This is a genomic window from Streptomyces sp. NPDC005761, from assembly GCF_040630635.1.
Lineage (GTDB): Bacteria > Actinomycetota > Actinomycetes > Streptomycetales > Streptomycetaceae > Streptomyces.
In genome coordinates, this window is sequence record NZ_JBEXXX010000076.1 from 1 (window position 1) to 14,947 (window position 14,947).

The following is a 14,947-nucleotide window of genomic DNA, read 5'->3' on the forward strand; positions in this document are numbered from 1 at the left end:
CCCGATACTGGGCGTATCGGGGTGATCCCGACAACGCGGCGAGCGTGCGTGCCAGGCGTCGCCGGACAGGCGGGACTTTCGAAACACGCCCTAGCACCGCGTTCCCGGCCCGGCGGCCTGCTCCCGTGCGAACAGCAGGGTCAGCCAGGGGAGTTCATAACGCACGGTGTCCGCATCCGGTCCTCTGTGTGCGGTCACCTCCGGGCAGGACGGCGGAGCCAGGACACCGACGTCGATCAGGCGCTCCAGGGCACGCTGGGTGTCCCGTCCGTCCAGACCCAGGGCGCGGGCGGCGGTGGGGAGCGAGAAGGCGGGGTCCGGCAGCGCGGCCAGGGCATGGAGAGTGACGCGGGCGGGGCCGGGCAGCCGGGCCCAGGCACGGGCGAGACGGGCGCGCACCCCGAGACCGCCGGAGGAGAGTTCGTCCAGCGCCTCCGAAGGGTGTTCGAGGCGGTCCGCGTACTGTCCGAGCGGCATGTGGCGCAGCACGGAAAGGCGGTTGCCGCCCGCACGCAGGGCGAGCGGGAGGAAACCGGTGGCGGCGACGATGCGTTCGGCAGCGGCATGTTCGGCCGCCAGCCGTGGCCGGCCGATGACCGTGCCCAGCAGGTGCAGGGCCTCCTCGGTGGACAGCGGCGGGAGTTCGGTCCGGTGCGCGGTCTCCAGACAGGGCAGCCGGCTCCGGGAGGTGACCAGCGTGGCGGTCGGGCCCGACGGCGGCAGCAGCGGCCCGAGCGCCTCGGCGTCGGGTGCGTCGTCCAGGAGCAGCAGGACCCGGCGTCCCGACAGCCAGGACCGCCAGGTGGTCGCGGCCTCCTCCCGGTCGGTGGGCAGCCGCTCGGTGCAGCCCAGGGAACGGGCCAGTTCCGTCAGCACCGATGACCACGGGCGGGTGGAGCCGTCCTCGGCGCACAGCCGGGTGGCGACCACGCCGTCGGGGTAGCGGTCGGCGAGCCGGTGCGCGAGGTGCACGGCAAGTGCCGTCTTGCCGATGCCGGCCGGTCCGGTGAGGAGGACCGGCGGCCCGCCCTCACGACTCAACTGTTCGCTGACGGCCTCCCGTTCCCGTGCGCGTCCGGTGAAGTCGGCGAGGTCCGGGGGAAGCAGCCGTGAACCGGTGGGGCCACCGCGTGGCCGGGACGGGGCGGCGTTCTCCAGCAGGCAGCGGTAGGCCGACTGCAGCGCCGCACCGGGTTCCAGGCCCAGTTCCCGGGAGAGCTGCTGGCGGCAGTCGTCGTACGCGGCCAGCGCCTCCGTCCTGCGGCCGGCCCGGTGCAGTGCGGTGACCTGCACGGAGCGCAGCCGTTCCCGGAGTGGGTGGCGGCTCACCAACTCGTCGACGGTGTCGGCGACCGGGGCCGGCTCGCCGGTCTCCAACTGCGCCTCCGCCCATGCCTCGTACACGGCGAGCCGGCGGGCGTGCTGCCGTTCCACGGCGGCGCGCAGTACTTCGGCACGGGCGGCGAGGTCACTGAAGGGATCGTGGCGCCACAGGTCCAGCGCCTGGCGGTACAGCAGGGCGGCGCGGCTCGGTGCACCCGCGCGCACCTCGGCATCGCCGCGCCGGGCCAGCTCTTCGAACCGCAGGCTGTCGCATTCGTCCGCCGTGAGGTGCAGGACGTATCCGCCGGGGCCGTGGCGCAGGCGGCCGAGATCGTCGGGGTCGAGTACCCGGCGGAGGGTCGAGACGTACACCTGGAGGTTCTTGCGGGCCGTGCGGGGCGGGTCGTCCGGCCAGACGGCGTCGGTCAGTTCCTCCAGCGACACCGGCGTGTTCGGGCGGGTGAGGAGGACTGCCAGGACGAGGCGTTGCTTGAGCGGGCCGAGCGGCAGCGGCAGGCCGTTGCGGGAGGCCCGCAGGGGACCGAGGAGAGCGATGTGGAGAAGAGCCGCACCGGGACCGGCTTCGCCGGCGCACTCCTTCGGAATTCCGGGGTCCGTATCCCTGGCGCGGCTTTCGGTGAAAGTGTCGGTCATTCTTCTCAACCCCTTCCCCAGCCGGTGTCGTCGGAGTTCCGGGAAAAGAGAGCAATGGCGTGCACGAAAGCCTCCGGGGTGCGGTCGGGGGGGTGAGCGAATCCGCGAGGAGCCGTGATTACTTCGGGAATTCGATGGAATTCCTTCCGTTCTTCACAGCATGGTCACAAGTCGGAGGCGGGGCCATGGGGCCGAGGATGGCTCAAGGTGCATGCAGCAACGCACCCGCCGGGATAAAGCGGAATTCGATGGGCAGACCATGGCGAAGTGACCGGCCGTGTTCGGTCCCCCGCACGCCCCGTCGGCCCTGCACCGCGTACCGGGCCCGAACCCGGCACCAACCGCCACCGAACCGCCCCCGCGCACCCTGGCGCCGCATGTCCCGCTGACCGACGGAGGTGACGCGATGCGACTGGCGGAGATCATCGAACTGCGTCCGGTCCCGGCCGCAGGGCTGCTCGCCACCCTCACCAGGAGGTGCCCGCTGAGCTGCGCCCACTGCTCCACGTCCTCGGGGCCGCGGGGCGAGGACACGCCCGCCGGTGCGCTGCGCCGCTTCGTCGGCGGGTTCACCACCGGAGACCGCCCGACGGTCCTCATGCTCACGGGCGGTGAGCCGCTGCTGCGGCCCGCGCTCGTGGGTGAACTTGCGGCGCTCGCCGCGTCGGCCGGGACGCGGACCTCGGTGCTCAGCGGTATGTTCTTCGCCTCCGGCGGGCGGATACCCGCGCGCATCATGAACGCCCTTCGGCACATCGACCACTTCTCGGCAAGCATCGACGCATTCCATGAACGTGAAGTCCCGCGGGCGGCGGTTTTCCGTGCGGTGCACCACATCATGGAGAGCGGAATCGATGTGAGCTTTCACGTGGTGGGCAGTTCTGCGGACGATCCGTATCTCGCGGACATCACCGCGTCCATACGGACCGAGTTCCGGGACCGGGCGGCCGTTCTCGTCAATCACGTCCGGCCGGCCGGACGGGCGGCGGCCTGGGCGACCGCGCGGACGGTCTCCATGGAAGGAGCCGGGGGAACGCCGGCACCCTGCGCGATGGCGGCCTGGCCGGTGGTGGCCTTCGACGGGACCGTCACGGCCTGCTGCAACCAGGGCGTGGTGGACGCCCGCCCGGTGCCGGAACACCTGCGCCTGGGACACATCGCCGCGGACGACTGGCCGCACGTACGGCGCCGCTGCCAGGGGTCGCCCGTGCTGCGCACCATCCGTACCGCGGGCGTCGCGTCCTGTGCCGAATGCCGGGACCTGGCGGGGCGGCCCGCCGCCCTGGCCGCAGCCGAACGGGCCGGGTCCCGCCCGGCGGCCGGCGCGATGGACGTACTCGGTGCCCGGCTCCAGCGCGATGCGGGGGCCGAGGTGCTGGTGCGGCGGTACGGAAGCGACCGGTACGCGCCACTCGTCCTGCTCGGCGGCCGCGGGAACGAGGAGGTCACTCCATGAGCCCGTCGGCAGCCGCGAGCCTGCGACTCGAACTCTCCCTGGTACAACCCGTCCTGCGGGCCGCTGCCGCCCGGATGTGGCGATCCGACGCCGGGCTCCGCGACCGGTACCGGCACTACCTGCGCGCCATGCACCAGGTGATCCGTGCCTCCGTTCCGCTGATGGAGCGGGCCGCCACCCGATGCGAGAGACTGCCGCGGGACCCGCTGGCCCCGCCTCTCGCGCAGTATCTGCGGGCACACGCCGAGCAGGAGCGGGGCCACGACGACTGGCTGCTCACCGATGCCGCGGCCACCGGGACGGCGCCGTGCGAGCTGACCGCCACCGCTCCGCCGGCCCACGTCGCCGCCCTGGTGGGGGCGCAGTACTACTGGATCGAGCACAGCCATCCGGTGGCCCTGCTCGGCTACATCGCCGTACTGGAGGGCAACGCGCCCGCGCCGGGCCTCGCCGGCCGGCTGGCGCGTGAGACGGGTCTGCCGACGGCCGCCTTCGAGACCGTACGCCTCCACGCCGACCTCGACGGCGGCCACAGTGCCGACCTGGACCGGCTGATCACCCAGCTGCACCTGGACCCCGCACAGCGCTCCCTGGTCGCCGTCAGCGCGCTGCACACGGTCGCCACCCTCGCCGAGCTGTTCGACCGCATCGCCACGGCACCCCACGTATCGGAGAGCGTTCATGACTGACCACGCGCACGATCGCGACCGCCTCCGCGTGCTGGAGGACGCCGGCTTCCCGCTGCACAGCCTGTCTCCCGAGCAGCGCGAGGTGCTCCAGGACCTCAGCGCGGAGGAACTGGCCCTGCTGCTGGGCCTGAAGGAACGGCTGGACGCGGCCGAGCCGGAGGTACAGGCCCACAGCGAGATCGCCGGCGGAGCGCTGTTCTGATGACCGGGACCGCACGGACGAAGTGCCCCCGGTGCCCCGAACCGCCGCCGGACGGCGCGGCCTTCTGCCCCAGGTGCGGAACCGCCTGCGTGGCCGCGGCCGGATCCGGGACGGCCGAGGAACGCCGGGTGGTGACGGTGCTCTTCTGCGACCTCGTCGGATCCACGGCCCTGTCGGGGAGGCTCGACCCGGAGACGCTGCGCACGGTCACGCTCCGGTACTTCGCGCTGATGCGGGACCGGATCGAGGAACACGGCGGAACGGTGGAGAAGTTCATCGGGGACGCCGTGATGGCAGTCTTCGGGGTTCCAGCACGCCACGAGGACGACGCCCACCGGGCCCTGGCCGCCGCCCTCGGGATGGTCACCGGCCTCGACGGACTCAACGCCGAACTGGAGCGGGAGCACGGGGTGCGGCTCGCCGTCCGCATCGGAGTGAACACCGGCGAGGTCGTGGTGAGCGTCGATCCCGCCGCCCGGCAGGCCCTCGTCTCCGGAGAGGTCGTCAACATCGGTGCCCGGCTCGAGCAGCACGCCGGCCCGGGCGAGATCCTGATCGGCCCCGCCACGCTGCGCGCCGCCGGCCCCTCGGCGGTCACCGAATCCGCCGGGGCGCTGGCCCTCAAGGGCGTCGACGTGCCCGTCCCGGCCCGCCGCCTGGTCGCACTGCACGAGGACGACCCCGAGCGGGTCCGGCGCTTCGACACCCCGTTCATCGGCCGTGAGCAGGAACTGGCCGAACTCCGCCTGCTGATGAGGAAACTGGCGGCGGACCCCCGTTCACATCTGGTGACCGTCTACGGCGAGGCGGGCCTCGGCAAGACACGCCTGCTGCGCGAGTGGCTGAGGAACTGCCCGGCGTACGGCGAGGGCAGATGCCGTCCGTACGGTGAGACCGGCACCCTCTCGCCGCTCGCCGAGGCGGTACGCCAGGTACTCGCGGCCGTCGGACAGGACGCCGCGCTCGCGGCACTGCCAGCACACGAACGGATGGAGGCCGAGCAGGCGCTGCGCCTGCTGCGGACCGGTCTGCTCGCGGACGGCACACCCAGCCCTTCCACCGACGACACCCTCATGGCGCTGGCCTGCCTGCTGGACGGGCTGTCCCGTGAGCGGCCTGTGGTCCTCGTCCTGGACGACTGCCACTGGGCGTCCGCGCCGCTGCTCGACATGGCGGAGCGGCTGCTGGACGAGCTCGACCGCTCGGCCGTCGCCGTGGTGTGCGTCGCGCGTCCCGAGCTGCTGGAGGCCCGCCCCGGCTGGGGCAGCGGCCGGATGCGTTCCTCCTCGCTCATGCTCACGCCGCTGACGCGGGAGGAGGCCGCCGCTCTCGCCGGTGAGCTCATCGAGGTGGCGGCACACCGGCAGGGGGTGCTGGAGGACGCCCTCGACCGCGCGGAGGGCAATCCGCTGTACCTGGAGCACCTGACAGCCGTGGCGGCCCGGTGCGACGACCTGCCGCTCACCGTGCACGCCCTGCTCGGCGCCCGCATCGACGCGCTGCCGCCCGAGGAACGGACCCTGCTCCAGCTGGCCGCTGTCCTGGGACGTGAGTTCCGCCCGGCCGACCTGACCGAACTCGCCGCCGCCGAGGACTCCGGGCCCGCGGAGTCCGCCGCCGGTCTGCTGCGCGGCCTCGTGCGACGGCGCCTCGTGGAGGCCGGGGGGCGCACCCTGGCCACGAGCTCCGTGCTCCGGTTCGGCAGCGCCCTGGTGCAGGAGACCGCGTACCGCGGCATGGCCAAGAAGGTCCGTGCCCGGCGTCATGAACACGCCGCCCGGGTCCTCGTCCGGCACGAGGCGGGGGACGCCGCCGTCGGCACCCACCTGGCCCGTGCTCACCGGCTGCTCTGCGAACTGGGGACGCGCGACGAGGACACCGACGTGCTGCGTACGCGCGCCGCCGGCCTGCTGATCCGGGCCGGAGCAGCCGCTCTGGCACGGTCCGACCTGCCGTGGGCCGACGATCTGCTCACCCAGGGTCTCGGCCTGGCCGCTCCGGGAGAACCCGCCGCCGGCGAAGCGGCTCGCCGGCTCGGCGAGACGAAGGTCGCCCGCGGCGAGCCGGTGCGCGGACGGGAGCTGCTGGCAGGGGCGCTCGACACGGCGGACCGGGCCGGTGACCGGCTGGCTGCCGCCCACGCCCGGCTCGCGCTGACGGCCGTCGACCCCCGGCACGGGTCCGCGACCGACGTGGCCGAGGCAGCCCTCACGCTGTTCACGGTGGCGGGCGACGACCAGGGCATCGCGCGCGCCTGCGTCCGTATCGCCCAGGACAGGCAGCGGCGCGGCCGGCACGCCGAGGCCGAGGCACTGCTGAGCCGGGCCCTGGACCACGCCGGCCGCGCGGACGCCGAACCCGAACGGGCCCTGGCCCTCGGCGCGATCGGCATCTCCCTGTGGCGGGGACCCACCCCGGTCGTCCGTGCCGTCGCCCGGTGCGAGGAACTGCTGATGGCCCACGGCGCCGGCCGGCCGACCGTCCGGGCCACCCTGGCCTGCCCGTTGGCCGTGCTCCTGGCCCTGCAGGGCCGCCACGACGAGGCGCACGAGCGGCTGGACGAGGCGGCACGGCTCGCCGGCGGCCTCGGCTACGCCGAGAGCGCGCTGTTCGTCCCCCTGTTCGCCGCCGAGGTCGAGGCCCTGACGGGTACGCCGGACCGCAGGCTCGCCCTGCTGGACGAGGCTGCCCGCGCCGGCCGTGAACTCGGTGCCACGGGCGCGCTGCCCTCAATCGCGCGCGAGCGGGCCCGGATCCTGCTGGAACGGGGGGAGCCGGACCAGGCACTGGCCCTGCCGGACCCGCAGGAGACCGCTCTGCCCCCGGCGGAATCCGCCGACGCGGAAGGGCTGCGGGCCCGTGCCCTCGCCCTCGCCGGGGAGCCGGCCGCCGCGCGAGCCTGCGCGACGCGGGCGACCGCAGCGGCGGGTGACACGGACTCACCTGTCGTCCGCGGCACCGCCGCCCTCGATCTCGCGCACACGCTGCGCACGCTCGCTCTGCCCGGTGACGCCGCGAGGGCGGCCCGCACGGCGCAGCGGCACTTCGCCGAAAAGGGGCACCGGCTGGGCGCGGACCGCGCGGCCGCGTTCGCCGACGACAGCGCGGCCGTGGCCCGGGACACCGGCAACCCGGCCGGGCCGGAAGGAAGGACCCCATGACCAGCGGGACGGCTGGAGGGCTCACCTGGAGCCTGCGCGACCGTACTCCCGAGGACCTCGACCTGCTCGCCGACACCCTGCCGGCCCTGGCCGCCGACCCGTCGGCGTGGTCGGACGGCGCAGGCGTACGCGTGTGCGTGGTCGACACCGGCGTGGAGCACGGGCACCCCTCGGTCGGCCCGGTCCAGGGCTCCTACGAGGTGGCACCCGCTCCTGACGGGACCCTGCGCGTCATCGACAGCGGTCCGCAGCCCGAGGGCGCCGGCGACGGCTGCGGGCACGGAACCGCGTGCGCCGGCATCGTCCGGCGGGTGGCGCCGGGCTGCGAGCTGTACAGCGTGCGGGTGCTGGGCGAGGGCTTCACCGGAAGCGGCGACGCCCTGCTCACCGGACTGCGCTGGGCCGTCGACCAGGGCTTCGACGTGGTCAACCTCAGCCTGTCCACGACCCGCCCCAAGTTCCTGGAAACCCTGCGGTCCCTGGCCGACCAGGCGTTCTTCACCGGTACGACGCTGGTGGCATCGGCCCACAACACTCCGGTGGAGAGCTTCCCCTGGCGGTTCTCGTCGGTGATCTCGGTCGGAACGCACCGCGAGGACGACTCCGGGCTCTTCCTCTACAACCCCGCACCCCCCGTGGAGTTCTTCGCACCCGGCCAGAACGTGCAGGTTGCCTGGACGGGCGGCAGGACCATCCGTACCACGGGGAACAGCTTCGCCACCCCGTTCATCAGCGGGCTGTGCGCACGGCTGCTCGGCAGCCGGCCGAAACTGACGCCCTTCCAGATCAAGCACGCGCTCTACCTCTCCGCCGCGAACGTGCGGACCGGTGAACCAGCGACCCGAGGTGAATCATGAGCCAGTCCCACGGCCTCGTCCCCGCCACCGGCGTGGGCCCCGAGACACGGGCCGGCAGCGCCGAGCACGATCTGCTGCAGTCCGTCGTCGAGACCGCACGGGCCATATTCGGCGCGGCGGCCAGCTCCGTACTGCTGCACGACGAGGACGCCGACGAACTCGTCTTCCAAGCGGTGGCCGGGGAGGGCGAGGAGTCTCTCGTGGGCTCCCGCTTCCCGGCCGGCCGGGGCCTGGCGGGCTGGGTGCTCGTCTCGGGCGAGCCGATGGTCGCGGACGACCTGAGGAACCAGGGCATGTTCGCCCGGGACGTCGCGAAATCGACCGGGTACGTGCCGGACGCGCTGATGGCGGCGCCCCTCGCTCACCGGGACCGGGTCCTGGGGGTGCTCGAAGTGCTCGACCCCGTCGAGCAGTCCCGGTCCAGCCTGTCCGAACTCGACCTGCTGGCACTCTTCGCCCGTCAGGCCGCGGCGGCCCTCGCGGTCGTCGCCGAGCGGCGCAGCTACGAGACACCGCCGGCCGTCCGCGCGCGGAGCCTGGAGCTCGTGACCGCGCTGCGGGACGTACTGCTCGACGGGATGCCGTCCCAGGGCCCGCACGAGGGGTGAGGGGCCCGCCGGGGCAGGTCAGCGTGCCGCCGATTCCACGGCGTCGGCGGCACGCGCCTCGCTCTTGCCGTCGGCGAGCAGGGCGCCGATCTCCGCCGCGCGCGCCCGCTGAGCGGTGTCGCGTCCCGTCCCGGCGACCGCGGCACGCAGTTCCTGGGCGGGAGCACCCGGCTCCGGGAACCTGCGGGCCACACCGGCGCGCACACAGCCGGCGGCGAGGACCTGCTGCTCCGAGCCGTTGGGGGCGACGAGCAGCGGCCTGCCGTGCAGGAGCGCGGCCAGCACGGGAGCGGACGTCGCATTGGTCAGGACGAGGTCGGCCCGCTTCACGAGCGGACCCATCCAGGGGCGCCGCCCCAGGATCAGGTCCGCGCCCGCAGCGGCCTCGGGAGCCCCCGAGCGTCCCAGCTCCACGACGGCGCGGTGCGTGCCCGAGGTGAAGGCCGCGTTGAGCCGCGGCCAGAGGCCGGTGCCGCCGAAGGTCCGGCCGAGATGTACGTACGCCAAGGGCCGGGAATCCGGCAGCGGTTCCTCCACCGCGGGTTCCGGCTCCCACCAGCAGGGGCCGACATGCCGTACGGCCCCGGGCAGTTCGGCGTCGGGTACCTCCATCTCGGGGTGTCCGCGCAGCAGGAAGGCGGTGCCGAGCAGCGGGGTGTCCGGGAACCGGTCGTGCCGCGGGGCGAGACCGGCCGTCTCCCGCACCGCCGCGTAGTGCCTCAGGGTCTCCGCCAGCCTCCACTCGCGGCCGCACTCGTCCGCCGGTCCGGTGCGGTAGGGCCACAGATGCGCCGCAAGCCCGAGGACCACCACCGGCAGACCGGCTGCCTCGGCGGCCACCAGTGCACCGTGGCAGAGCACGGAGGTGACCAGAACGTCGGGTTCGAACCGTCGGACCGCCCGCGCCACGGCGCTGTACTGCTCACCGCCCCGGACCGTCCAGTGGGCCACCGACAAGGCGGTGCCGTCCGCGACCGCCGACACGGCCAGGCCCGCCGCCGTCACCACGGCCCCGGCCGACGGCCCGGCGAGCACGTGGACGGTGTGACCGCGGCGGCGCAGCTCCCGGCCGACCGCGAGGGACGGGTACAGGTAGCCGGGGTCGCTCAGCGGGCACAGCAGTACGTTCACGTCAGACGCCCCCCGTCACGTCGAGGCCCAGGTAGCGGGCGAAGAAGGCCATCACGTCCGCGTAGAGACCGGCGCTGCGCGAGGCACCGCGTGCGCCATGACCGACACCCCGCTCCGTGCGCAGCACCACCGGCCCGTCACCCGTGCCGGCCCACTGCAGGGCGGCACACATCTTCCGGGCGTGCGCGGGATCGACGCGGGTGTCACCGTCGAAGACGGCGAGCAGCACGGCCGGGTAGCGCGTACCCTCGCGCACCCGGTGGTACGGGGAGTACGCGAGCAGCCGCGCGAACTCGGCGGGATCCTCGGCGCTGCCGTACTCGTCGCGCCAGCTCGCCCCCATTCCCGACAGCTCGTAGCGCACCATGTCGAGCAGCGGCGCCGCACACACGACGGCCCCGTAGGCCTCCGGCCGCCGGGTCAGCGCGGCGCCGGCCAGCAGACCGCCGTTGGAGCTGCCGAGGACGCCGATCCGGCCGGGCGCGGCCCACCCCGCGTCGAGCAGGTGGTCGGCGGCGGCGTCGAAGTCGTCGAAACTGTTGTGCTTGCGCGCCCGCCGCCCGGCCCGGTGCCACTCCTCACCCTCCTCGCCCCCGCCGCGCACACAGGCCACCGCGTACACGCCACCCGCGCGCACCCACGGCACGGCCTGCGGGGTGAAACCGGGAGTCATCGAAGCACCGAATCCGCCGTAGCCGGTGAGGACGGCGGGGCGGGGCCGGTCGGGACGGCCCTCGGGGGACATCACGAACATGCGCACCTCGGTGCCGTCACGGGAACGCACGACCTCCTGGGTGACCGTCACCCCCTCGGCCCGCGTCACGGCTGCCGGGCCACCCGGCCAGGGGCGCAGCTCTCCGGAGACGGCGTCGTAGTGCAGGACGGTGGTGGGTGTGATGTGGTCGGTGTACGCGAACCAGGCCTCGTGACCCGGCCCATGACGTGCGGTCAGGCGAGAGACCGCACCCTGCCCCGGCAGGGGCACGGTCCCGGTGAGAGCGCCGGTCAGGGCGTCGTGCAGGGTCATCTCGCCGACCGCGTGCCGGGTCCGTACGACCATCAGCAGAGGCCGGTCCAGCGCCGGCCCGTCCAGGACCGCGAAGTCCTGGAGCACGGTGCCGGGTTGTTCGCCGACCAGGGTGCGCCAGTGGCCGGGGCCCGTGGCGTCGGGGGAGGCGGCGGCGATCCGGCCGCGCGGGGCGCCGGCGGTCGTCCTGAGCAGCAGCGGTCCGCCGCCGGGCCTGAGGCGGACGGCCGTGCGCGCATCGACGCCGTGCTGGAAGCGGCGCAGTCCGGGCCGGTGCGGGCCGGTCGTGGTCAGGTCGGCGATCCACAGATCGGTGCGCGGTGCGGTGCCCTCGGTGGCACCGATGACCAGGAGCCGGCCGTCGGGGGAGGCGGACACCGTGTAGTACTGGGTCTCCGGTCGCCCGGCGCCGAAGATCTCCGTGTCCCGGCCCGCCGGGGTGCCGACCTCGTGCAGATACACGCGGCGGTGGCGGCCCGTCCCGCCTGGCGCCTGCTCCGGCGGCAGCCGGCGCACGTAGTAGAAGGCCCGGCCGCCCGGCAGCCACGCCACCGGGGACCGGCGGACCCGGTCCACGGGTCCGTCCACCACGTCGCCGGTCGCCGTGTCGAGCACGTGCATCACCGAGTGCTCCGTCCCGCCGGAGGACAACTGCACGGCCACCAGACCGCCTTCCCACGACGGCTCCCAGGCGTCCAGCACCGTCGTACCGGACGGGTCGGCCTCCAGCGGGTCGAGCAGCACGCGGGTCCGGCCGTCCTCACGCACGGCGAGCACGGCCAGCTCGCTCCCCGGTTCCCTGCGGAGGTGGAACTCGCGCCCGCCGCGGGCCACGGGCGGGCCGGCTCCACCGCCGGTGAGCAGGGCCGCCATCCGCTCCCGGAGCGTCTCCCGGTCCGGCCAGCGCGCCTCCTCCTCGGCGTAGAGCAGGTCCTGGGCGGCGCTCCACGCGGCGGTGGCGGGGTCCTGCGGATCCTCCAGCCAGCGGTAGGGGTCCGCCACCGGATGTCCGTGCACGAACTCCAGCGGTCCGCTTCGGGGTGCGGCCGGGTAGGCGGACCGGGGCGGGGAGAGGGTCATCGCGGCGCTCCAGTCAGGACGGTCACGTCGGACACGGGCGGAGGGCGGGGTCAGCTGCCGCCGGTGCCCCGGTGCGGTGCCGGTGGTGCCGGGACCAGCCCCACGGGCTCGGTGGCGTCCGGGGCGGCCTGTCCCGGAGACGGCTCGTCCGCGGGCCGCTCGTCCGGCGCATCGGTGTCCGCGTCGCCGCGATTCTGCGCGTGGTCGTCGTCTCCGGTGGCATCCAGGCTCGTCTCGCGCAGCAGGTGTGCCGACGAGAGCACCGTGACCACCGCCGCTGTGCCCGCCAGGATCAGCCAGGTGCGGCTCCCGCCCATGGAATCCACGAAGGAGCCCGCCAGGACCGGTCCGGCAGAGGCGAGACCGGCCATCAGCAGTCCGGTCGCGGTGCTGACCCTGCCCAGCAGATCGCGAGGCGCGAGGACCAGCATCGCGCGACCGACCACGATGCCCGCCGGTGGGCTGAAGAAGACGACCACGACCAGCACCGGGCCGACCGTCCAGGGCTGGGTGGTCGCGGAGAAGACCGCGAGGCCGAGGGCCCAGACGGTGCCGATGAGCAGGAACAGCCGGCCGGCCGGGTTCCTCTTGATCAACCACGGTGCGGCGGCCGCGCCGAGCAGCCCCCCGATGCCGGCACAGGCCATCACCGCTCCGATCGCCGTGCCACCGGCGCCGCTCTGGCGCAGGGAGACGACCATCGTCGTCTGCGCCGCAGCCGAGACGATGTTGATGCCGGCGGCGAAGAGCAGCGCGGCGAGCAGCGCCCGCTGGTGAGTGAGCCACCGCAGCCCGGCCGTGAGCCGGTTGTCGCGCTCGGAGTCCGCGACCTTCCGAGAGGGCAGGGTGCCCATCCGCAGCAGCAGCAGCGCGGACACCCCGTACGAGGCCGCGTCGACCGCGAAAGGCAGGATCGGGTCCACGGTGAACAACCAGCCGCCTAGGAACGGGCCGATCAGTGAACTCGATGCCATGGCGGTCTGGCTGCGGCTCAGCGCGTCGGTGAGATCGGTCTCCGGGACGACGTCGCGCACGGCGATCGTCGCCGCCGGGGAGAAGAGCGCGGTGGCGGCGCCCTCGACCACGGCCACACAGAGCAGATGGACCTGGCCGAGCTCGCCCAGCGCCGACGCCAGCGGGATGCTGGCCAGCGCCACGAGGCGTACCAGATCGGTCCCGACCATGATCATGCGTCGGTCGATCCGGTCGGCGAGATGGCCGGCGGGCAGGCGCAGCAGGGTCCTCGCCACCAGCGAGCAGGTGGCGACCGTTCCCGCCTGTGCGGCGCTGCCGCCGATGGACAGCACCAGCAGCGGGAAGGCCAGCAGCGACAGCTGGGACCCCAGGGTGGACAGCGTCGAACTGAGCCAGTAGCGACGGAAGTCGGGATTGGTGCGCAGGATTCCGGCGCTCTTCATCCGAGCCGTCCGGCGGCGGCGAGGCAGTCCAGCACGCCCGCGTCGACCCGGTCCTGGAAGGTGGCGCGGACGGCTGCCTCCTCGTCGTACCGGTAGTGGTCGTGGCAGCTGACCCAGCGGCCTTCCGTCTGCTCGGTGGAGAGATAGCCGTCGGTGACGGTGCCCACCTCCATGCCGGGCTTGCCGGCGGTCTCCCAGCAACTGGCCAGGACCCCGTCGGCGTTGATGACGGCGCCGTACCGGCCGTCGGCGAAGGAACAGGCCTGGCAGGGGACATGGGCGCGCGGGCGGGCCACCGTGAAGCCGAGCTCCAGTGCGCGGGCGTGCCAGCGGACGAAGTCCGCGACCTGTCCGTCCTCGTGCAGCAGGTTGTTCGCGTAGCCGACGCCGACGTCACCGACCCGGGCGAAGTGGATGCCGCAGCGTGCCGGATCGAGTCGGGAGCCGAGGCGTTCGACCAGTTCGTCCACGCCGTGCCGGTTCAGATGAGAGACGTTGACCCTCAGCATCCAGCGCAGCGACGTCCTTTCGATGGCCCGTGCGATGTTGGAGACGATGACGTCGAAGGTGCCGCCCCCGGAGCGTTTGACCCGGATCGAGTCGTGGTCGGCCCGGTCGCCGTCGAAGGTCACCTGGACGGAGCCGAGACCCGCCGCATTGAGCTCCTTGGCGATCAGCGGGGTGAGCAGGGTGCCGTTGGACGTCATCGACGCGGTGAGGGTGCCCAGCTCTCCCGCCCGGGTGAGCAGGTCGCGGCAGCCCCGCGGGTTGAGCAGCGGTTCTCCCCCGAACAGCAGCAGCGACAGCCGGTCCATACCCGCCGCGTCCATGCGCTCGCGGGTGAAGTCCAGCACCTGTCCCACGGCTTCGGGGGTCAGGCGGGCGTGACGGATCCGCGGCGGCCGGCTGCCGCCCTGGGGGTCCTGGGCGGTGTTCTGGAAGCAGTAGCCGCAGCCGAGGTTGCAGTCCGTGCTGGTCAGCACGGTGAGCGAGTACGAGGAGTAGGGCCGTGCGTCGTACAGCCCCGCTTCGCGCAGATAGCGTTCGGAGGAGGGCCGCAGGACGCCGTCCGGGCCCACCTGGCCAGGGCGCATCAGCGCGTATCCGCCGGCTCCCAGGAACCACCACCCCCTGTCGGAGTGGATCAGACGGGCCCCGGCGGCGGGGACGGCGACAGACTGCGTACCGGGCACGGCAACCTCCGGGTCGGGGTGGCGGAAGAGGGGTGGCCGGCCCGGACCCCGGCCGCGGCGGGGGGGGGGGCCGCCGCCGGGGGCCCCCCCCCCCCCCCGCAGCACCGGCTCTGCGCCGGTGGCCACGACGGGCCGGGGCCGCGGATCA

General features: G+C 73.9%; 11 protein-coding genes. 6 read left to right on the top strand and 5 right to left on the bottom strand.

Annotation, left to right across the window (positions count from 1 at the left end):
- Nucleotides 1-90: 90 nt before the first annotated feature.
- A complete protein-coding gene (locus tag ABZ434_RS35135; protein ID WP_359145848.1) occupies nucleotides 91-1,977 on the bottom strand; it encodes a BTAD domain-containing putative transcriptional regulator in 1,887 nt (628 codons plus the stop codon).
- 406 nt (nucleotides 1,978-2,383) lie between these two features.
- On the opposite strand from ABZ434_RS35135, the gene ABZ434_RS35140 reads away from it, so the two are divergent.
- The 6 genes from ABZ434_RS35140 to ABZ434_RS35165 all read left to right on the top strand — a co-directional run bounded on the left by ABZ434_RS35140 (nucleotide 2,384) and on the right by ABZ434_RS35165 (nucleotide 8,950).
- On the top strand, nucleotides 2,384-3,433 hold the full coding sequence (locus ABZ434_RS35140) for a radical SAM protein (protein ID WP_359145851.1): 1,050 nt from the start codon (nucleotides 2,384-2,386) through the stop codon (nucleotides 3,431-3,433).
- Nucleotides 3,430-4,122: an iron-containing redox enzyme family protein gene (locus tag ABZ434_RS35145; protein ID WP_359145854.1), complete on the top strand. Its 693-nt coding sequence runs from the start codon at nucleotides 3,430-3,432 to the stop codon at nucleotides 4,120-4,122. Before ABZ434_RS35140 ends, ABZ434_RS35145 begins: the two co-directional genes overlap by 4 nt.
- Nucleotides 4,115-4,324 (top strand): aroma-sacti cluster domain-containing protein, encoded by a 210-nt coding sequence (locus ABZ434_RS35150; protein ID WP_359145857.1) that lies wholly within the window; start codon nucleotides 4,115-4,117, stop codon nucleotides 4,322-4,324. Before ABZ434_RS35145 ends, ABZ434_RS35150 begins: the two co-directional genes overlap by 8 nt.
- An 89-nt stretch (nucleotides 4,325-4,413) precedes the next feature.
- Entirely contained in the window at nucleotides 4,414-7,485 is a 3,072-nt protein-coding gene (locus tag ABZ434_RS35155; RefSeq protein WP_359145860.1) for an adenylate/guanylate cyclase domain-containing protein, read from the top strand.
- Nucleotides 7,482-8,342 (top strand): S8 family serine peptidase, encoded by an 861-nt coding sequence (locus ABZ434_RS35160; protein WP_359145862.1) that lies wholly within the window; start codon nucleotides 7,482-7,484, stop codon nucleotides 8,340-8,342. The genes ABZ434_RS35155 and ABZ434_RS35160 overlap by 4 nt, the downstream gene beginning before the upstream one ends.
- Nucleotides 8,339-8,950, top strand: a complete 612-nt coding sequence (locus ABZ434_RS35165) for a GAF domain-containing protein (protein WP_359145865.1) — start codon at nucleotides 8,339-8,341, stop codon at nucleotides 8,948-8,950. Before ABZ434_RS35160 ends, ABZ434_RS35165 begins: the two co-directional genes overlap by 4 nt.
- Nucleotides 8,951-8,968: 18 nt before the next feature.
- Here ABZ434_RS35165 and ABZ434_RS35170 read toward each other — a convergent pair whose 3' ends face one another.
- From ABZ434_RS35170 to ABZ434_RS35185, 4 genes are read right to left on the bottom strand one after another with little or no spacing between them, the layout of a single operon-like run.
- Complete coding sequence (locus ABZ434_RS35170; protein ID WP_359145868.1) at nucleotides 8,969-10,081, bottom strand: glycosyltransferase; 1,113 nt, start codon at nucleotides 10,079-10,081, stop codon at nucleotides 8,969-8,971.
- Between the two features lies 1 nt (nucleotide 10,082).
- Nucleotides 10,083-12,188: a prolyl oligopeptidase family serine peptidase gene (locus ABZ434_RS35175; RefSeq protein WP_359145870.1), complete on the bottom strand. Its 2,106-nt coding sequence runs from the start codon at nucleotides 12,186-12,188 to the stop codon at nucleotides 10,083-10,085.
- Between the two features lie 50 nt (nucleotides 12,189-12,238).
- Nucleotides 12,239-13,606: an MFS transporter gene (locus tag ABZ434_RS35180; protein ID WP_359145873.1), complete on the bottom strand. Its 1,368-nt coding sequence runs from the start codon at nucleotides 13,604-13,606 to the stop codon at nucleotides 12,239-12,241.
- Nucleotides 13,603-14,799 carry a radical SAM protein gene (locus ABZ434_RS35185; protein WP_359145876.1) on the bottom strand — a complete coding sequence of 399 codons (1,197 nt, stop codon included), beginning with the start codon at nucleotides 14,797-14,799 and terminating at the stop codon, nucleotides 13,603-13,605. The genes ABZ434_RS35180 and ABZ434_RS35185 overlap by 4 nt, the downstream gene beginning before the upstream one ends.
- Nucleotides 14,800-14,947: the final 148 nt, after the last annotated feature.